Origin of the sequence: Ancylobacter tetraedralis, from assembly GCF_014195655.1 — a bacterium.
GTDB classification, from domain to species: domain Bacteria; phylum Pseudomonadota; class Alphaproteobacteria; order Rhizobiales; family Xanthobacteraceae; genus Ancylobacter; species Ancylobacter tetraedralis.
This window is the reverse complement of sequence record NZ_JACICD010000014.1, coordinates 32,873-52,486: the sequence shown is the minus strand read 5'-3', so window position 1 is coordinate 52,486 and position 19,614 is coordinate 32,873. Positions and strand designations below refer to the sequence as shown.

The following is a 19,614-nucleotide window of genomic DNA, read 5'->3' as shown; positions in this document are numbered from 1 at the left end:
GGCAGGCCCACATGCTGGTCGAGGTTATGCCGTAGCCGGCGATCGCGGCGGCGGTTCGTCGTGAAGAAGGGTTCGAGCTGGAGCCGGGCGCACGATTATCTTAACTTTGTCTGCGCTCAATCTCCGACCTGCGCTGCTGGGAGGAGGCTCGCCGGCGCGTCGCGCTCGCGGGCGGCGTCCTTGCGCTCGCGCAGGCGGCTCTCGCGCAATTCGTTGGCGGTCTCCAGGATAGGGTAAGCGATCGAGACGATATGACCGTGGATGCGCTTCAAGTCGCGGATGATGTCGAGATGGATCGCGCTGGTCTCGATCGATTCCGGCCGTCCCGAGCGCAGGCGCTGGAAATGACTGTCGGCGGCGCGGCGCTCGGCGTCCCGCATCGTCGCCTTGTCGGCGAAGAGCTGGCGGGCGAGATCGAGATCGCGCGTGGCGAAGACGTTCAGCGCCAGAGCCAGCGCGGCGGCGACACGATGGTGAAAGTCGCGGATTTCGGCCAACCCCTCAGGCGAGAAGGAATAACGCTTGAGGATCCTCTTCTCCGCGAGCTCGCGCAGGTTCTTGTCGATGATGTCACCGATATGCTCGAGATTGGTGATCAGCGTGATTATCTCGAACAGGCGGCGGCTGTCCTCCTCAGTCAGCTCGTTGCGCGAGACCTTCACGAGGTAGAGCTTGATCGCTTCGTGGATCGTATCGACGCCGTCGTCGGCCTGGGCGATGGCGCGTGAGAGCTTGAGCTCGTCCTTCTCCAGCAGGGTCATAGTGTCGCGCAGCATGGCCTCGACGCGATCGCCCAACCTCAGCGCTTCCCGCATGGCACAGGCGAGCGCCGTGGTTGGTGCATCAAGCGCTCTCATATCGAGATAGCGCGGGGCGACGGCCTGGGCCTTCTCCTCACGGCCCGGCAGAAGGCGCTCGACCAAGGCCACAATTGGCTTGACGAACGGCAGGAAGACCACCGCACCGATGATGTTAAGCAGGACGTGGAACTCGATAGCTAGGCGCCCGTTCGGCGAAGGTAGCGCGAGCAGGCCTTGCGAAAGCGGCCTGACGAAAGGCAGCACGGCGAGCGCAAGCACGAGCCTGGTCGCGAGATTGGCGATGGCAGCGCGGCGCTGGGCCACAGGCGCGCCAAGCTGATCCAGCACTGGTATCAACGCGTTGCCGAGATTGGCGCCGATGACGAGTGTCAGCGCGGTCGCGGGCGGGAATAGGCCGGACGCCCCGAAGGTGGAAACCAGCAGGATGATCGCGATGGACGAATGCACCATCCAAGTCGCGGCGATGGCGACGAGGATGCCGAGCAACGGCTCAGAGCCGATCGCGCCGAGCACGACGCGGAACGTCTGCGACTGGGCGAGCGGGGCAGCCGCCGTGTTGAGCTCGATCAGAGAAAGCAGGATCAGGCCGATGCCGACGAGAACGCGCCCGATATTACGCGAGCGCTCCATCGCCTCGCTGGACAGATACATAGCGACGCCGATGGCGACGCAGACCCCCCAGATCCAGCCGAGATCGAGCGAGATGACAAAGGCGGCCAGTGCCGTGCCGAGATTGGCGCCGAGCAGGACGGCGAGCGCCATGCATGGCACGATCAGCGCCTGGCCCGCGAAGGAGGAGACCAGCAGCGTCGTGGCGGTCGAACTCTGCAACACCATCGTCACCGCGATGCCACTGCCGAAGGCGGCGAAGCGGTTGCGCGTGAAGCTCTGCAGGGCCTGACGAAGCTGGGAGCCGAAGGCGCGCATCGCGCCCGTTCGCACCAGCCTGACCGCCCAGATCAGCAGCGCGACGCCACCGGCGAGATGGATCAGAATGGTGGTAGCGCTCTCGCTCGCGTTCATCTCGGATTCAGTTCTTTCTCCGGCTCACACCGTCGCCATCGAGGCCAACGCTTCGTCGAGCCAGCCCCTTCTCGCAGCTGGAACGCTTGCGAGGAGACGTTTCGTATAGGGTTCGGTCGGCTGGCTCATTATGCTGTCCGATGGCCCCACTTCGACGATGGCACCGTCCTTCATGACGACGATCCGGTCTGCCAGGGAGCCCGCGGTGGCGAGGTCGTGAGTGATGAATAGGAAGGCCGTTCCGCATCGATCCCGCAGATCTCGCAGCATCGCGACGATCTCCCCACGCGTGACGACGTCGAGCGCCGATGTGACCTCGTCGCAGATCACCAGCTCCGGTTGGGCGGCAAGCGCGCGGGCCAGATTGAGGCGCTGCTTCTGGCCGCCGGAGAGTTCGGGCGAGCGGCGCAAGGCGAGATCGGCCGGCAGGCTGACAAGAGATAGCAGCTCTGCGATCCTGCTCTCGGGCAGTCCCGCCGTCGGGATGCCATAGAAATCAAGCGGCCGCTTCAGAATATCTCCGACCCTTTGCCGGGGGTTGAGCGCCGTATCCGCCGACTGAAACACGATCTGAATTCGTCTGAGATCGTCGCGGCTGCGGCCCGCGATGGTCTCAGCGAGGCGGCGGCCGTGCAGCATGATGTCGCCCGTCAGCGGCCTCACCAAGCCGGCCGCGACTTTGGACAAGGTGCTCTTGCCGCTGCCCGATTCCCCGACCACGGCGACGATTTCGCCTTTTCCGAGCTCCAGATCGACGTCCCGAAGCGCAAGTAGGCTACCATAGGTGGCGGAAACGCGACGAATCTGCAGCAGCGGTGCACGCACCTCGGCAACGCGCCCTGTGGATGCGAGCGAACCTTGTTGTCCTGCTGCGCTGTCGAGTAGCGCGCGCGTCGTCGGATGCCGTGGACTGGAAAGAAGCTCCTCCGCCGGGCCGATTTCGACGACGCTCCCCTTGTCCATCACCATGACACGGTCGGCCAGCTGGGCCACAACGGCGAGATCGTGCGAGATGTATAGGGCCGCAGCGCGATGTGCGCGCAGCACGTCACGGAATGCCCGCAGAACCCCGATCTGCGTCGTGACGTCGAGAGCCGTCGTCGGCTCGTCAAAGACCACGAGCTTCGGGCCGGCCGCGAAGGCCATCGCGGCCGCGAGGCGCTGAAGTTGGCCGCCACTGACCGCGTGCGGATAGCGGCGACCTATGGTCTCGGGCTGGGGAAGCCCGAGTTCGCGATAAGTCTCCATCGCCGCCAGCCGGGCGGATCCGGCGTCGGCGAGCCGGTGGACGCGCTGCACCTCGACGACCTGATCGCCGATGCGCAGATTGGGATTGAAGGCCGCGGCGGCACTTTGCGGCACATAGGCGATCTCGGCTCCGCGCAGCCGGCGCAGTGCCTCAGGTCTGAGCCCGAGCAAGTCGGTGTCGCGAAACCTGATGCTGCCGCCGGAGATGTGCATGCCGGGGCGGGTATAACCCAGGCCCGCTAGGCCGACAGTGGATTTCCCCGATCCGGATTCGCCGATCACCCCCAGGATCTCGCCCGGCGCGAGATCGAAGTCGACGCCGTGAAGGATCTGTTTCGGAACGCTGCCGTCCAAAGAGTCCGTGTGGACCGTCAGGCTTCGCATCGACAGGATCGGGCTCATCGGGCGATCTCCCGCGGCAGACGGATGTTCGCCTGGTGAATCAGATGGTCGACGAGAAGATTGAGAGCGATCGTGACGGAGGCAATGCACGCGGCCGGAACGAGTGCGGCCGGAGACCCGTACAGCAGCCCCTGGATGTTCTCATGCACCATCACACCCCAATCCGCTTCGGGCGGCTGGACGCCAAGGCCGAGAAAGGAGAGCGAGGAGATCATCAGGATTGAATAGGTGTAGCGCAGTCCGAATTCCGCCATGAGCGGCACCGAGCAGTTCGGCAGAATTTCACGCGTCGCTAGCCAATACAGACCCTCGCCGCGGGCGCGGGCGACCTGGACGAAATCCACCACGCCCAGATCGATGCAAAGCGCCCGCGACAGCCTGAAGACGCGCGTCGCCTCGACGACCGCGACGATCGAGACCACGGCCGTGGTCGACGTTCCGATCGTACCGAGTACGACGAGGGCGAGAATGAGAGCGGGAAATGACATCAGCACGTCGACGATGCGGCTGAGGATCACGTCGACCGGCCGCCCTGCGCCCGTGAGCCCGGCAAGAAAACCGAAAGCAATCCCGACGACGAACGCGGCGACGCTGGCGACCAGCGCGAGGCCGAGCGTCGTGCGCGCCCCGTTGAGCAGCCGCGACAGCAGATCACGTCCCAGATAGTCTGTCCCCAGGAAGCCGGCTCCCTCTACTCTCGCAAAACTCTCCGACGACAGCAGGGCGTCGGGCGGATGGGGTGAGATCGAGGGTCCGATCACGGCGATCACAAGCCAGAATGCGAGAATGCCGAGGGCGGCGTTGCGGACGGTCGTGCCTGGACGCGCCCGCGCGGCAGCCGTCGCGGGTGGAGAAAGCATGCTCATGATTGGCCTCGACCGGCGCTACGCAGCCTCGGATTCGTCACGGTGGTGACGATGTCCGCCAACAGATTGACCAGCAGGTAGACAGCACAGAAGATCAATCCGCATGCTTGGATAAGGGGGAGATCGCGGATCGCGACGCTGTCGACCATGAGACGGCCGAGCCCGGGATAGGCGAAGGCGACCTCGACGACGACGACGCCGGCGACGAGATAGGCGATGACGACCGCGATCACGCTGACGATCGGCGCCACGACGTTCGGCAAGGCGTGCCGCAGGATGATTTCGCGGCGCCTGACGCCCTTGAGCAATGCCGTTTCGATATAGGGCAATGTCAGCACGTTCAGGACGGCGCTACGCGTCATGCGCGCCATATGGGCAGTGACGACCAAGGTGAGCACGGCAGTCGGCAGAATGAGAGCGCGTAGCTGCTGCTCAATGGATTGAGACGGGCGGATCGTCGCCGTCGCCGGGAGCCAGCCGAGCTGGACGGCGAAAAGATAGGTGAGCAGGACGGCCACGAAGAACTCGGGGACGGAAACGGCGCAAAGGGCGCCGAGATTGATGCCGCGATCCCAGATCGAGCCGAGGCGCAGGACACTCAGCAGGCCGAGGCTGAGCGCGAGCGGAATGCTGATAAAGGCCGCGAGTGCTGCAAGTTTCAACGAGTTGAGGAACGGTTCCCTGATTAGGCTGGCAACGGGAACGCCACTTCCGATCGACGTGCCGAGATCGCCCCGCGAAAGACCCTCAATCCAATGCAGGTATCTTAACGCGGCAGGCTGATCGAGCCCCATCTGCGCACGCAAGGCGGCAAGGCTTTCGGGCGTGGCCTGCTGACCGAGCAGCGCCTCGGCGGCGTCGCCGGGCAGAAGCTGCGTACTGGAGAAGATCAGCAAGGACACGATCGCGAGGGTGGCGAAGGCGCTCGCCACACGCGTGAAAATGCGGAGCCACATCGCGTGGTATCCTCAGTTAATTAGGGCCAACAGACTACGCCTTGCCGAGCCAGAGGTCGAAGCCGCTCAGGAAGCCGCCACGATTGCCCATGGGGTGCGAGAGGATTTCACCGATCAGTGCCGTGGCGCGGGCATGCAGATAGTCCGGAAAGGCCGAAACGAGGTTGCCGCCTTCTTCGTGGACCAGGCGCTGGAGGTCGCACCAATGCCCACGCCGCTTGGTCTCATCGAGTTCTGCGCGCGCCGTCGCCAGCAGGTTGTCGAGCCGCTCGCTCTTGAACTGGGTCTCATTGGAAGATGAGCCGCTGTGGTGAAGCGTGCTCCAGAGCGTGTCGGAGTTCGGCCGCACGTTCCATTGCGATGAGAATAGCGGATGCTTCATCCAGGTCGACTTCCAGTACCCGTCGGCCGGGACCTGCTTGATGTTGAGCTTGACGCCGGCGGGCCTCGCCGTCTGCTGCAGCAGGAGCGCCTGCTCGACCGCGCCGGGGCCCGAACCGGTGGAAGTGTAGAGGTCGAGCTCGACATTCGTCAGCCCGGCTTTCTGCAAGTGGAATCGGGCTTTGTCGGGATCATAGGCGCGCACGGGAATGTCAGCGCAATAAACTGGGTCGTTGGGCGCGACCTCGTGGTCGTTACCGATCTGTGCATAACCCTTGTAGACGGTGTCGACGACCTTCTGCCGATCCTGCAGCAGCTTAAGCGCGGTGCGGAAATCGACGTTATCGAACGGCGCGTGGTCGATCATCATCGCTATGTCGACGACTTGGCCGCTACGGGCCAGAACCGGCTTCGCCACAGGTGATTTCTCGAGTAGTGCCAGCGATTTGATGTCGATGCCAACGGCGAAGTGAATCTCGCCGGCAAGCAGCGCGTTGAGGCGCGACAACGGATCGGGAATGGAGAATGTCTCGATCGCATCGAGATGGATATGGTCAGCCGCCCAATAATCGGCAAATCGCACGAACCGGGCGCGCTCCCCCGGGCGGAACTCCTCCACCTTGAACGGGCCCGAGCCGATCGGCTTCAGGAAGTCGACCTGGCCGGCCGGGACGATCGCCGCGCGCGGATCGCAGAGCAAGGCCGGAAACTCAGCGTTCGGCGCGGACAGGATGATGCGGACGCCGCTTTCGCCTTCGGGCCGGATCTCGGCGATCTGAGCCATCGCACTCTTGATCGCCGACGGGGAGTCCGGCCCGACATGGCGCTTCAGGCTATAGGCGACGTCGTCGGCATCCACGGTCTTGCCGTTATGAAACGTCGCGCCCTTGCGCAGCCGAAAAATCCATTCGGTCGCATCCGGCTTGCCGGGCTCGAATGCCTCGGCCAGGAGCGGCTGTGGGCGACGCGCCGGATCGAGCCGGGTCAGCGTGTCGTAAATCTGGGTGGCGCGATTGACGTCGATGTCGCTTGTTTGACGTACGGGATCCAGCGTGTCCGCCGGCCCGGCCGACTGGAACGCGATCAGTGCCTGGCCCCCGCGAGCCGGTGTCGCGGCACGGGCAGGCTGGAGGCCCGAAAGCAGAAGGCTCCCGCTCGCGGCCGCCGCTCCCTGAAGGATCGACCGGCGCGACAGAGTCAGACTGTGAGGTCGTGTCGACATCGTCATGAAGGGCTCCTGACGTTATGGGATGATCTGCTGTTCAATCGTTGGCCAGTCGAAGCATTAATATCGACGCAAGCGACTACTTCTTGGAAACGGGCGGGCGCGCCCGGGCCGGCTGCAGCGGGCGACCGTCCATCGCCGCAACGGAAAGGCCGAAATGCCCCAGAACGGTCGGCGCTAGATCCACGAGGGAGGTGTCTTCGTCCCGCTTTCCGCCAGGCACGAAGTCTCCCCCTTGAATCGCCAGAAAGGGGGATTGCTCGTAGCGGCCGAGGCCGCCGTGCTGGCCGCAGCCGAGCCGGTCCGGCTTGCCGGCGACCGGCTTTGCGGCATGGCTCAGTCCCGGCATGCCGAAGGCGTTGGGGTCCTCGCTGGACGTCATGGCGACGAAGACGCCAAGACCGCGCGCGTCGCACTGACCGAGTTCGGCTAGAGCCGGGCCGAAGACCACCTCGCCGACCCATTGCTGCGCGCGTAGCGCCGCAACGAGGTCGTGCAACCGGGAGCGGCCCGCTTCACTGGCATAGATCAGCACGGCCGTTCCGTTCGGGACGACGACAAGTTCGCTTTTGTCGAGCGCATCGGCGAAGCCGATATCGGCGATGGCGGTCTCCACGTCGACCACTTCGCTGACCGTCTGGTGGCCGTGATCCGAGCCGATGACAAACAGGATGTCGTCGCCCTCCTTCCGCAGGGCCTCGACCCGCTCGATAACCAGCCCGACATTCCGGTCCGCTTCGCGCAGCGCCGCCAGATGCGCAGGAGAGCCGAGCGGAACCTTATGCTGGGTCGTATCGGGATGTCCGAGCCAGAGAAGGGCGAAGGCTGGTCGGCGCCGCTCGAGCGGATCCGCCACGAAACGTTCCGTCATCGCGGCATCACCGGCGAGGCTTTCGTCGATATCGAGCGCTTCCGTCTCAGGCAAAGGTACTCGGCCCGGCCCGAAGCAGCCCGCCCGGTGATAGACATGGCCGTGCCCGTCGGGATCGTGCAGATAGGCTGCGCCGGGCGAGACGTTCGAATAAACTATCGAGCCGCCGCAGTCGCGCAGGAGCTCGGCGAGCCCGGCCTGCTCCAACGCCGCGCCGGTGAGGCGGCGCTTGGCGTCGAGGAAACCCGGCTTGCCGGTATCATGGACCGTGAACCCGCCGCCCTCGCGCAGGGCGAAGCTGTTACCCTCGATACCGTGCCGCATTGGGCGGCATCCGGTCGTGAAGGAGGACGAACAGACGCGGGTGACGGACGGCACGACGCTGCGATGATGCTCGAAGACGGTCGCGACGTCGCGGAAGCGCGAAAGATTTGGCATGTGCTGGGGCTCGACACAGTCGCGCCGCAGTCCGTCCAGCATGACAACGACGGCCCGTTTCATCTCAGGCCTCCACACCATTGAGCACGGCATCGAAGATGTCATAATTGCGTAGCGTTCCTGCACGAGCACGCGCGGTGAAGGCCGCATCGAGCGGATGCGAGACGAGGAATGGAACTGGCTGCTCGGCGAGCCCGCCATGCGAGCGCAGCCGCTTGCCAGCCAGCGCGGACAGGTCGTGATCCGCGGCGCGGGCGCCGAGCGCCACGCCCTTGTGGGCGATGACGGCGACGTCGCCTTCCTTGTCCATTGGCAGATCGAAGCGCGAGCAGGCCTCCTGCGCGAGCAAGGCGTCGTCAATGCCGTCGATACCCTTCAGGAAAGCCGCAACTTCCGCCGGGTCCAGATCGGGACGCTGCATATGAACTCGCACAAAGCCACCGAGCGCACCATGATGACGGACGAACGGGTCGGCGATCGGGCAGATCACCTTGGCGCAGCCGCGCCCGAATGCGTCTTCTAGCCGGTCGCCGACATAGATGACGTTCGGCGTGCCTTCGGCAGTCGACATGTCGGACATGCCGTGGTCGGCGACAACACCGACCACGGCTCCGAGATCGAGCAGTTTGGCCAAGCGTTCGTCGACTGCCACCATGAAGGCGTCGGCCTCGGGCGTGCCCGGCGCGTGCTTGTGCTGAACGTAATCGGACAGCGAGAGATAGACGAGATCCGGCCGCTTCGCGGCGACGAGCGCGATGCCGGCATCCAGAACGTAGAGCGATAGATCCTCCGAATATTGGTCCGGCACCGCGCGCCCTACCAAGCCCGGCACGTCGATGATGCCGTGTTCTCCCATCGTCGTCTCGTCGGCATGCTGGCTCGAAAAGGCGATCCCGCGGAGATTGCGGGCAAGCGCCTTGCGCAGCTTGTCCTTGGCCGTGATCGCGACGACCGCCGCACCTTCCTGCGAAAACGCCGAGAGGATCGTCTCCGCCGTCATGGGCCTGTCGTCGAGCATCATGATCTCTTCGCCGGTCGCGCGGTCGATATAGTAATTCCCAGACACGCCATGGATCGCCGGCGGCACGCCGCAAACGATCGAGACATTGTTGGTATTGGTCGTCGTCGGCATCGCGGCGAGCGCGATCTCAGCGAAGCCGTCACGTCTCATGCGGTCGAGGGTCGGCACGAGCCCGGCGGCGCTCGCGGCCGCGATATAATCCGGATCGCATCCGTCGAAGCAGACCACGACACTCGTGCGCGAAGGCCAGCGGTAGTCCCGACCGTTCAGTGCCACGATTTTTCGGTCGCCTTGCTCGGCTGGCAAAGTGGTCATATTCTTTCTCCACGCTGTCATGGGCGCGTAACAAACGCTCTGTAAAGAGATCGATTTCGCTGAATTGTTCAGCAATCTCGTCTTAATACAGAGCGTATTTATTCCACTATCCCGAGTAAATTGACTTAATCTCCTCGGTGAGGTGAGAAAGAGGAACAGATGCGTCACAGGCTGCCACCCCTCCGCGCCTTGGTCGCATTCGAAAGTGTCGTGCGGTGCGGCGGTGTCGGCGCCGCAGCCGAGGAGTTGCTCGTCACGCACAGCGCCGTCAGCAAGCAAATCGCCATCCTAGAAGAATGGGTCGGCGAACCTCTGTTCGCGGAAAACCGGCGCGTTATGGTTCCCACGGCCGCCGCGGCCCGTCTCGCGGACGGAATCGGTATGGCGCTCAAACTGATAGGAACGTCCTTCGATCAATTCTCGGCGCGAGCCGGCGAGCACCTTCTGCGCGTGCTCGCGCCCTCGACCTTCGCGATGCGCTGGCTGCTGCCGCGCCTGCCGGACTTCCAGGCGCGGCACGAGGACATCCGTGTACGCGTCACGCAGACGCACACCCCCGAAAACTGGCTGGAGATGCCGTTCGACGTGGCGATCCGCCGCGGCGGCCCCGTCCCTCCGCATTTCAGGGCCGTACCCTTCATGAGGGAAAAGCTCGGCCTCGTCTGCACGCCTGGACTGAAAGCACCGCTGGACGCAGATCTCGACCGATGGATCGGTTCGATGCCTCTCCTGATGGCCGAGACCCGCACGGGCGAATTGGAGAGCTGGCTGCAGGCCGCAGGCTTTTCGATCAGGATCGCGAGCAGCGCGATCATCTATCCGCATTTTTACACGGCGCTGGAAGCCGCTCTCGCAGGCCGTGGCGGCCTCGTCAGTCCCATGATCGTTATCGACGATCTGCTCGGCAGAGGGGTGCTGGTCGAACCGGTGCCTTCGGCGCGGATCGACGGTCCGCAATATCTTGCAGCGTATCCGCAAGGAGCAGGCAGCAGCTCTCCGGAAGCGCTGTTCGCTGATTGGCTCGCCATGCAGCGCCAACCCGCGAGCGCAACGGATCTGCACGATCTGGACAATACGCCCCCGGCGCACCAGAGGGAGGTGCGGGCTGAGAGGCCGTGAGCGCTCGACGAGATGAGCGTCTGGATCCGACAATGGTCGAACCTGCGCAAGCCCTGCCTACCAAGGCATTGAAGAACTTATTCCCGGCGGCAGACGAAGCCTGAATCATCGGCCGGGTGGATGAAGATGTGGCCAACGAGGTGGCCGGCGGTGGGGAGCGTGACCCATCTGCGACCCGCAAGCTTCATCGACGTCGTCGATGCCCTGCCATGAGAACTCGGCGCGGGGCGCTTCGTCCCGGGAACCATATTGAAAGGCCCATCCCATCCGCTCGACGCCCCACACCATCGGCCAGCGCATCCCGCGGCCATGCATCAGACGAAAGCATCTTCGATTCTCTCGCGCACGCGCGGGCTGACCCCATAGCCGGGACGGCGGGGCGTCTTCCCGTCGATAGCCCAGCGTCCACGGCGCGTTGTATTCTGTGGGATATGGAGCCGCGCATTCCTGGTGCGCAACTCCTTGACGAAGTCGGAGGCATCCTAGCTTTTGTCGGGCTCGAGCGTCACGGCGACGGGACGATTGGAGCAGGCCTCGGTCATGGCTAGCACAGCGATCCGGTCGGCATGTCCTTTGTCTGGCGTCCGACAGGTCCCACGAGCAGGCCAGACCGGTTCCTCCATCAGGGCGTGGTCGGAAAAAGCACAGTCGCGCCCCCTGCCCGGATCTTTACGACCCAACTCCGTATTGGGATAGGTGTTGTTGATATGGGTGGCATTGGAGCGCGCCTCGCCCAGGAAATTGGCTTCAGCGTCGCCGGTTCTTGGAGAAGGTCGAATGATCCCAGGCGGGGTCATCAATCCCGAACCCAACAAACCACCGCAACAGCACATCGAGCCCCGGCCGCTCATCAACTGCCTCGAACCTGGTCAAATAGAAGGCCTGCTGCAGTCTCGGCCGCAGCAGTGTCTCGGGTGCAATCAATGGGCGCCCCGTGCGGGAATGCAGAGCCGCAAAGCCGGCTCTCGTGTTTCCGGGGCTTCGTCGACCACCACTCGGATCGACCGAAGCGGACGGTCCTTTTGGACGAACCTCAACGTCGAAGTAGCTGAACAGCGCATCTGCTCTCTCATCCGACGACCGCACAACCAACTCTCGCTACCCGCATCAGAGTGAATCGCGCCGCGCGGTTGCGGATGAGAGACTTCTTCAACCGCCTACAAAGTGATTCTGCATGCCGTCCGCGGCCACGGCGCTCATAACCGACACAGCGCATACGACAATGCGCACATCCTGGCAGTCGCTTATGACGAAATCCCGCGCTCCTCCGGCGTTAGAATCTTAAGTCCTTTCTTTGTGAAAACCTCGAAAAAGTCCGACGTAGGCGTCTTCTCGGTCACGACAATCAAGGATTGATCGATATCGAAGGTTCGCACAGCGGCCCTTCTGCCGAATTTGCTGCTGTCGATCAGCACAACGGAGCGCGCCGAGAGTTTATACGCTGCCCTCCTCAACGCGGCTTCGTCCTCGTCGAAATCCATCCAACCCAGAACGGAGTCGCAGGCGCCAATTCCAAGAAATGCCAGATCGAACGCAAAGCGTTCCACATAGCTGACAGTATCATGACCGATGGTCGCGTTGTCGCTACGACGCAGGATACCGGGGGTAAGGCGAACTACGATCCCCGGAGAGGCAACAAGAGTTGAGGCGATATCCAGCGAATTGGTCGTCACCGTTAAATTGGATCGGTCGCGGAAGGCTCGGACAAACGCAGACTGCGTCGAGCCGGCGTCGACGAATATGGACATGCCGTCCGATAACAAGGTTGTCGCAACAACGCCGATTTCAGATTTTTCACGCGCCCGAATTCGTGTGCGATCCGATATTGGAGGTTCATTTCCAGTATTGAATGGGATGGCGCCGCCGTGAACCCTACGTAAAAGGCTGCGATTTTCTAACTCCGTCAGGTCCCGACGGATCGTCTCCGTCGTAACGCCCAGCTTAGCGGCAATCGCATCGACCCGGACGCGCCCTGTGGTTGCCAACTGCTTGCGTATTTCTTCGTGACGATAACTAGACGACATTCTCATACTCAGTTCGGGCACTCTCCGAGCGCAACACCATCGATGGATTTCGACGACCAGACAAGGAATTCGCACACTTTCGTGGATTGTCGGCGGCCATGATGGACCGAATCAAATTGACGATGAAACCCTTCGTATCCGACGGGCGAGGGATAGCCCAGCGTCGAGGGTAGGTCGCAGAAACTGACCACATCGGGCCTTACCGCACGAGCGAGAGTGATGCCATTGAAGCAGCATCATTCCAACACCCGCCAGAAGCCTTCACCGATACGTCACCATCTGCATCACGACGGAACCGGTTGCGGCGGGGAAGTTAAGGTCCTTGCGGCGGTTATCGAAGGCCAGTCTCCCAGTCACCGCGATGGATGCCCACGATGCCGGGGTGGCTGAAGTATTTGCTTTCTTCGTATTTTTTGGAGCCCACTGGACACGCTTCAGTCGGGCCAAAACAGCAGCACGGCCTGATAGTCGCTCCCGCGGCCGACAAAGGCCCGTTGACAATCGCTTCGTAATGTTTGAAATGTTGGAAATGTTGTTTTTATCGATGCCCTGAGAAAGGCATCGGCAGGGGATGCCAATGTTCGATTACGGCATGTTCCAATTTTCTTCCAAGGAAGAGGTGATCGAGAAGTCGATCGCGTGCTGGAACCCAGGAAAAACGAAGTTCTGGAGAGACGCGGGCATCGATCTCGTGATCGACAGAAGAGAAGGCTACCTGATCTACGACATGAACGGAAAGCGCCTGATAGATCTCCACATCAACGGCGGCACGTTCAATTTCGGCCACCGCAATACCGAGCTCGTCGGCGCGTTGAAGACCGCCCTCGATCGTTTTGACATTGGCAATCACTGGTTCCCGTCGGTCGCTCGCACGGCGCTGGCTGAAGCGCTGGTGAAAGTCTGCCCGGGTTTCGATTATGCTTTTTTCGCGCCGGGCGGCGCAGAGGCAATCGATGTCGCGATCAAGTCGGCGCGTTATACTACCCAAAGACGCAAGGTCATTTCGATAATCAAAGGCTACCATGGCCATTCGGGCCTTTCCGTCGCGACCGGAGATTCCCGCTTCTCGAAGATATTTCTGTCCGATCGACCGGACGAGTTCACCCAAGTGCCGTTCAATGACCTCGGGGCAATGGAGCGTGCGCTTTCGGCACAGGATATCGCGGCCGTAATTTTGGAGACCATACCCGCGACCTACGGCTTTCCCATGCCGCATGAAGGTTACAATCGGTCCGTCAAGGCGCTATGCGAGAAATATGGCGCACTCTACATCGCCGACGAAGTGCAGACCGGATTGTTGCGCACGGGCGAGATGTGGGGCTGGCAGTCTTACGGCGTGCAGCCTGACATCTTCGTCAGTGCAAAGGGGATCAGCGGTGGCATCTATCCATTCGCCGTGACGATGCTCACCAAGAAAACCGGTGCGTGGATGGAGGAGGATGGCGCGGCACATATTTCGACATCGGGTGGCGCCGAGCCCGGCTGTTTCGTCGCCCTGAAGGTACTCGAAATCCTGCAGCGCCCCGAGGTCCGCGCCAATGTCCAGTATCTCACCCGCTACTTCAGCGATGCGTTCCACGACATCATCCGAAGCGACGGCGATGTCGTCGTAGGCCTGCGTCAGAAGGGCGTCGTCATCGGAGTGGAATTCGCCCATCACGAAGGCGGTGTCCACGCGTCGCGCGCGCTTTACGAGAATGGCGTCTGGGCAATCTTCTCGTCGCTCGACAAGCGCGTTCTGCAGTTCAAGCCCGGCGTCCTCATGTCGTCCGCCCTGGCCGAGGAGGTCGTGGATCGGTTCCGCGTCGCCATCCCACGCATGCGCGAACTCATCGCGCGGGCCCCCTCCGCACGCTCTGCCGCTTAGGTGACCGATGGCTCCCGAGACACCAGAAACGTTGAATTTTTCATCGTATCGAGACACTTACGGGGCAATGCTCGATCGCGCCGGGTGGGCCGCGACGACATTTTCTCGATACGATCGCGCGACGACGCTGAAGATCGCCGGCGCCGTGGCTCGGGCCGCATACGGAAAGGCCGCTCACTACGCCGAATGGGCGGTACGGGAAACCAGCTTCGGGGTGGTCGAAGACAAGCGGCTCAAGAATGAGTTGTGTTCACTGGGGGTATTCGAAACCTATAGGGACACCGACTATATTGGCCCAGTCATCGATCAGAGTCGGAAAACTGTCCGTATCGCTCGACCTGCCGGCGTCATTCTGGCGCTGACCCCGTCGACAAACCCTGTCGCAACGGTCTTTTTCAAGACGATCCTTGCCCTTCTGACGCGCAATGCGATCGTGATCTGTCCGCATCCGGCTGCGAAAGCGTGTTGTGCCGATGCGGCCGACCTGATCGCGGCTGAAGCCGTGAGGGCGGGCGCCCCCGACGGGGTGATCCAGGTGGTGCGCGAACCATCGATCCCGGCGCTCGAAGGATTGATGAGCGACGAGCGTATAGATCTCGTTGTCGCGACCGGCGGGCCGGCAGTGGTGCGCGCCGCATATCGCTCGGGAACCCCTTCTTTTGGCGTGGGGCCGGGCAATGGGCCGGTGTACGTGGATTCGAGCGCGGATCTTGCCGCAGCGGCTACCAGGATTGTCGAGAGCAAGTCGTTCGACAACTCGATCTTGTGCACCAATGAATCGGTCGTGCTCGCGGAGGAGGCCATCGCCGACCGTCTCCTTCGCGCGCTGCAGACATCGGGAGCGCATGTCTGCTCTCCTGGGGAGCGCGAAAAGCTGCGTGCATTTCTTTGGAGGGACGGGGGCTTCAACATCGGCGCCATCGGCAAGGACGCATCGGTCATAGCCAGAGCCTGCGGTTTTGACGTTCCTGGCAACACCAGGATTCTGCTGGTGCCGATCGATCGGGTTCTGCCTGAAGAGCATTTCACCCGGGAGAAGCTCTGTCCGGTTCTCGGCTTCGCGGTCGTGACCGGAACGGATGAAGCGATACGCGCCGCTCGCATGATGAACCGGAAATCCGGAGGCGGCCATTCGGCGGCGATCCATTCCCAGAATGAAATGACGATCATGACCTACGCTGCAGGAGTGCCGGCTCTCCGCATCGTCGTGAATGCTCCATGCTCTCAGGGTGCCGCTGGTTTCGGTTCCAATCTGGGCCCGACGATGACAATCGGGACAGGTTTCATGGGCGGCAGTGCGCTCGGCGAAAATCTCACGCCGGCTTCGCTCATCAACTGGAGCAGCATCGCGTATCCGACCGATCCGCGAATGCCCTTCGGCAATTTCGAGGGGCTGACGCCGTGGAAAACCCCGAACTCGACGATCCCGGACGAGCAGCCCTCATCTGTGTCCGCATTCGACGAGATGGCGGACCTTCGGGAAAAAATTCGCGCGCTCGTTCGCGACGAACTCAACTCAGCCCTTGGCCGGACGTAAATCATGGCAAAGTTGCGCTCTTTTATATTCATCGATCAGCTGCAGCCCCAGACCATGTGTTTCATGGGTTCATGGGTTCGCGGCTCTCTTCCGCGAACAAATATGGCCGCTCAGATCATCGAGGTGGCTCCCGGGCTCGACATCGAGGCTCTGACGGATGTGGCGTTGAAGGAAGCCGAGGTGCAGGCCGGCATTCTCGTCGTGGAACGCCAGTTCGGCTACCTTGAGATTCATTCGCGATCGACCGCGGCGGTGCGGGCGGCCGGCGCGGCGGTGCTCAGGGACATACAGGTTTCGAGCGATCAAGCCATGAAGCCAAAGATATTGGCGTCGCGCATCGTAACCCGCCTCGATCCGCTGCACTCGTATCTAATCAACAGGAACAAGGGTGGATCCATGGCGTTAGCCGGCGAAACGCTTTTCGTCCTGGAAATGGAACCGGCGGCGTATGCGATACTGGCCACCAACGAGGCCGAGAAAGCGGCCGACATCAAGGTCATCGACTTCCGGATGATCGGTGCGACCGGCCGGGTATATCTGTCCGGCACCGAGGCGAGCGTGCAGGCGGCGGCCTCGGCAGCGCGGGCTGCCCTGGAAATTGCGTGATGGGGACGCTCGACCCGAATCTACTTCGCCAAATTGTCAGCGACGCCGTGCGCGAGGCGATTGCGGAACGCCAGTCTTCAAATCTGGAGCTGGTGTCGATCGCGACCGACGTTGATTTGCAGCGTCTGGTTGGCCGAGTGGTCGCACTGATGGAGAATCCCATTACCGCCGCGCGATTGAGTTCCGGACAGATCAGGTTCGCACTGGATCGCGACCGTGACGACGGTTCGGTCATTCCGTCCGGACTGACCGCCCCACATCATACCCCGCCGCTCTCGGGAGTTATCGGCGAGAAGACCATCAACAGCGCCACCCGCGGGAAAGAACTGGTCCTCGCCCCAAACGCAGTCGTGACCCCGATAGCTCGCGACCGCGCCCGCGAGCGCGGCATATCGCTGGTCCGGAGGCCGACATGCTGAAAGCGACAATTGTCGGCAGCGTCTGGTCCACAAAGCGCCTCGACGACGTCCCCCCGGGCTCAATACTTGAGGTCGAAGTCGATGCCGGGGCTCGTCTGCTCGCCTTCGACCCGCTTGGTTGCGGGGCGGGAGAACGGGTCATCATTGCGACCGGCTCGGTCGCAGCTGCCTGGTTCAAAGGGCCAAGCCCACCGATCGATGCACTCATCATCGGCTCTATCGACGAAGACACGCCTTCCGAAGCCTGACGCGGGATAAGCCGCCACGCAGGCGGATGCCCTTCACTTTTCATGCAATTGAGGAAACGGAGACAAAAATGTCGAACGCAATCGGGATGATCGAAACTAGGGGATATGTCGCAGCCCTCGCAGCGGCGGACGCGATGGTCAAAGCCGCCAATGTTTCCATCGTCGGTCGCGAGGAAGTCGGCGACGGACTTGTCGCCGTCGTCATCAACGGTGACGTAGGTGCCGTCAAAGCCGCGACCGAAGCCGGCGCGGAAGTCGCGGGTCAGGTCGGAACGGTCGTTTCCGTTCACGTCATTCCGCGCCCGCATGCGGACGTCACGAAATTCTTCGCCACGCCCGCGAAGTAAGCCGGGACAAAGCCAGTGAAGACGGCCCACACGACCAAAGAGGCTATTCGGCCGCGAACGGACGCCGCGAAGCCGCCGGCTCCTGTGCGAGCCGGCGACCTCCGCGTCTATCTGATGCTGAAGAACCTGCAGCCGCAGTTCGCCGCCTATCTGGGAACTCCGACACGGGCTCGCGGCTATCCTGCCCTCGCGGGCCAGCACTCCCTTATTCTCGAGGTTGCGCCCGGTCTGATGATCGAGCGCGTGATCGATCTGGCGCTCAAGCAGGATCCGGAGCTCGAGCCCGGCATCCTCTTCGTCGAACGTCAATTCGGCGTCCTCGAGATCCATGGCGACGACGATGCGAGGCTGGAGAGGGCCGGACAGGCGATACTCGACGGCTTGGGTCTTTCGGCAGACCAGCAACTTCGGCCGCGCGTTCTCTATACAGACAAGATCGAGAGGATTGCCGATCAGCACGCCATTATCATCAATCGAAATCGTCAGGCTTCCATGGCCCTGCCAGGTGAAACGCTTCTGGTCTTCGAAATGGTCCCGGCGCTGTTCGCGACGCTTGCGGCGAACGAAGCGGAGAAGGTCAGCCCAGGATTGACCCTCGTCGACGTCCAAATGATCGGAGCGGCGGGCCGTGTCTACATGTCGGGAAATTCCGACGACGTCGATCGGGCTCTCCTGCGCATCGAAACAGTACTGAATCAGGTCGAAGGTCGAGACCACGGTTAGAATGTCGCCGACCGACCTTCCAAGCCTCCCAAAGACGCATTTCCGGATGCATTAATCGTAATCAGGCGAAAGGTGACGTCATGTCTGATGCCGGACTTGAATTTACGCAGGACGTCTTGGATGGCCTCATCATACACGTGCGCGGCCTGATACCTTCTTACGGATTTAATGCGGATGCAGAAGTCGCTCTGCTAAATATATCAGAAAACGCCACCTTTCGGATCGGCAGCGGACACCATCAATCGATTCTTCGAGTTCATCGCCAGAATTACCATACGTTCACTGAGATATCATCCGAACTTGCATGGATGGAGGACATCCGCAGTTCTGGAATCGTCGAAGTACCGGTCGCACTCTCGGATGAGCACGGCACCACGATCCAAACCCTGCCATCCCACGGCGGCGTTCCGGGCCGGCACGCCGTCATGTTTTCCTACCTGCCCGGCAAGGCTCCCTCGGTGGAGGAGAACCTCCCACATTGGTTCACCGTGTTGGGCGAAGTGACAGCCCGCCTTCACCGACATTCGATGGCTTGGACTCCTCCGAAATGGTTTGTCCGGCACGTATGGGATGCCGACGCGATGCATGGGGCGCGCAAGCTCTGGGGGGCGTGGCAGAGTGCCATCGATCTCGGGAATGACGGTAAAGCGATCATCGGGCTGGCCGTCGACAAAATCCGTCACGAGCTTGGCGAATACGGCCAAAGCCCGGATCGGTTCGGGCTGGTACATGCAGATCTGAGGCTGGCAAATTTGCTGATAGATGGAGATCGACTGAAGGTCATCGACTTCGATGATAGCGGATTTTCCTGGCACATGTATGATTTTGCCGCGGCTGTCTCCTTCATCGAACATCTGCCGAACATTCCAGAACTAAGAGATGCGTGGCTTGACGGTTATTCGAAAAAGGCACCGGTCACCTCACAGGATCGCAATATAATCCCAACGATGGTCATGACGCGGCGTATTTTGCTCATGGCCTGGCTGGCTTCCCATCGAGAAATTCCGCTGTCGAAGGAAATTGGGGGCTTATTCACCGAACAAACAGTGATGCTGTCTGAACTTTATCTCCGTGACCGATACATGACTGGATGAAGCCGCTCTTCGGCTACTTGAAAGCGGCGACTGTAGCAAGCTGGCCGCGACACCTGCTCTACA

19 protein-coding genes are annotated in these 19,614 nt (G+C 62.0%); 9 read left to right on the top strand and 10 right to left on the bottom strand.

Annotated features, from left to right (window positions below; translation table 11 throughout):
* Positions 1-116: 116 nt before the first annotated feature.
* The 7 genes from FHS55_RS21785 to phnA form a co-directional block, all read right to left on the bottom strand.
* Positions 117-1,844, bottom strand: a complete 1,728-nt coding sequence (locus FHS55_RS21785; RefSeq protein ID WP_183191979.1) for a Na/Pi cotransporter family protein — start codon at positions 1,842-1,844, stop codon at positions 117-119.
* A 24-nt stretch (positions 1,845-1,868) separates the two neighbouring features.
* On the bottom strand, positions 1,869-3,494 hold the full coding sequence (locus FHS55_RS21780; RefSeq protein ID WP_183191978.1) for an ABC transporter ATP-binding protein: 1,626 nt from the start codon (positions 3,492-3,494) through the stop codon (positions 1,869-1,871).
* Entirely contained in the window at positions 3,491-4,360 is an 870-nt protein-coding gene (locus tag FHS55_RS21775; protein WP_183191977.1) for an ABC transporter permease, read from the bottom strand. Before FHS55_RS21775 ends, FHS55_RS21780 begins: the two co-directional genes overlap by 4 nt.
* On the bottom strand, positions 4,357-5,316 hold the full coding sequence (locus FHS55_RS21770; RefSeq protein WP_183191976.1) for an ABC transporter permease: 960 nt from the start codon (positions 5,314-5,316) through the stop codon (positions 4,357-4,359). Before FHS55_RS21770 ends, FHS55_RS21775 begins: the two co-directional genes overlap by 4 nt.
* A 34-nt stretch (positions 5,317-5,350) precedes the next feature.
* Positions 5,351-6,925: an ABC transporter substrate-binding protein gene (locus FHS55_RS21765; RefSeq protein ID WP_183191975.1), complete on the bottom strand. Its 1,575-nt coding sequence runs from the start codon at positions 6,923-6,925 to the stop codon at positions 5,351-5,353.
* 76 nt (positions 6,926-7,001) lie between these two features.
* Positions 7,002-8,357, bottom strand: coding sequence for an alkaline phosphatase family protein (locus FHS55_RS21760; protein ID WP_343056320.1), 1,356 nt, complete (start codon positions 8,355-8,357; stop codon positions 7,002-7,004).
* The gene (phnA, locus tag FHS55_RS21755) at positions 8,296-9,567 is read right to left on the bottom strand and encodes a phosphonoacetate hydrolase (protein WP_183191974.1); all 1,272 of its coding nucleotides are present in this window, start codon (positions 9,565-9,567) and stop codon (positions 8,296-8,298) included. Before phnA ends, FHS55_RS21760 begins: the two co-directional genes overlap by 62 nt.
* A 159-nt stretch (positions 9,568-9,726) precedes the next feature.
* On the opposite strand from phnA, the gene FHS55_RS21750 reads away from it, so the two are divergent.
* Positions 9,727-10,686, top strand: a complete 960-nt coding sequence (locus FHS55_RS21750; RefSeq protein WP_183191973.1) for a LysR substrate-binding domain-containing protein — start codon at positions 9,727-9,729, stop codon at positions 10,684-10,686.
* A 482-nt stretch (positions 10,687-11,168) separates the two neighbouring features.
* On the opposite strand, the gene FHS55_RS23650 is transcribed toward FHS55_RS21750, so the two are convergent.
* The 3 genes from FHS55_RS23650 to FHS55_RS21740 all read right to left on the bottom strand — a co-directional run bounded on the left by FHS55_RS23650 (position 11,169) and on the right by FHS55_RS21740 (position 12,710).
* Positions 11,169-11,537, bottom strand: a complete 369-nt coding sequence (locus tag FHS55_RS23650) for a hypothetical protein (RefSeq protein ID WP_246340370.1) — start codon at positions 11,535-11,537, stop codon at positions 11,169-11,171.
* A complete protein-coding gene (locus FHS55_RS23955; protein ID WP_425485851.1) occupies positions 11,434-11,772 on the bottom strand; it encodes a transposase in 339 nt (112 codons plus the stop codon). The genes FHS55_RS23650 and FHS55_RS23955 overlap by 104 nt, the downstream gene beginning before the upstream one ends.
* 158 nt (positions 11,773-11,930) lie before the next feature.
* Positions 11,931-12,710 carry a DeoR/GlpR family DNA-binding transcription regulator gene (locus tag FHS55_RS21740; protein WP_183191971.1) on the bottom strand — a complete coding sequence of 260 codons (780 nt, stop codon included), beginning with the start codon at positions 12,708-12,710 and terminating at the stop codon, positions 11,931-11,933.
* Between the two features lie 577 nt (positions 12,711-13,287).
* On the opposite strand from FHS55_RS21740, the gene FHS55_RS21735 reads away from it, so the two are divergent.
* From FHS55_RS21735 to FHS55_RS21700, 8 genes are all read left to right on the top strand, one after another.
* Positions 13,288-14,577: a class-III pyridoxal-phosphate-dependent aminotransferase gene (locus tag FHS55_RS21735; RefSeq protein WP_183191970.1), complete on the top strand. Its 1,290-nt coding sequence runs from the start codon at positions 13,288-13,290 to the stop codon at positions 14,575-14,577.
* A gap of 7 nt (positions 14,578-14,584) precedes the next feature.
* Positions 14,585-16,114, top strand: coding sequence for an aldehyde dehydrogenase family protein (locus tag FHS55_RS21730; RefSeq protein ID WP_183191969.1), 1,530 nt, complete (start codon positions 14,585-14,587; stop codon positions 16,112-16,114).
* A 3-nt stretch (positions 16,115-16,117) separates the two neighbouring features.
* The gene (locus FHS55_RS21725; RefSeq protein WP_183191968.1) at positions 16,118-16,720 is read left to right on the top strand and encodes a BMC domain-containing protein; all 603 of its coding nucleotides are present in this window, start codon (positions 16,118-16,120) and stop codon (positions 16,718-16,720) included.
* Positions 16,720-17,139, top strand: coding sequence for a hypothetical protein (locus FHS55_RS21720; RefSeq protein ID WP_183191967.1), 420 nt, complete (start codon positions 16,720-16,722; stop codon positions 17,137-17,139). Before FHS55_RS21725 ends, FHS55_RS21720 begins: the two co-directional genes overlap by 1 nt.
* Entirely contained in the window at positions 17,133-17,387 is a 255-nt protein-coding gene (locus tag FHS55_RS21715) for a EutN/CcmL family microcompartment protein (RefSeq protein WP_183191966.1), read from the top strand. The genes FHS55_RS21720 and FHS55_RS21715 overlap by 7 nt, the downstream gene beginning before the upstream one ends.
* Before the next feature lie 68 nt (positions 17,388-17,455).
* Positions 17,456-17,734: a BMC domain-containing protein gene (locus FHS55_RS21710; RefSeq protein ID WP_183191965.1), complete on the top strand. Its 279-nt coding sequence runs from the start codon at positions 17,456-17,458 to the stop codon at positions 17,732-17,734.
* 114 nt (positions 17,735-17,848) lie between these two features.
* Positions 17,849-18,457, top strand: a complete 609-nt coding sequence (locus FHS55_RS21705; protein WP_183191964.1) for a microcompartment protein — start codon at positions 17,849-17,851, stop codon at positions 18,455-18,457.
* 80 nt (positions 18,458-18,537) lie between these two features.
* A complete protein-coding gene (locus FHS55_RS21700; RefSeq protein ID WP_183191963.1) occupies positions 18,538-19,551 on the top strand; it encodes a phosphotransferase enzyme family protein in 1,014 nt (337 codons plus the stop codon).
* Positions 19,552-19,614: the final 63 nt, after the last annotated feature.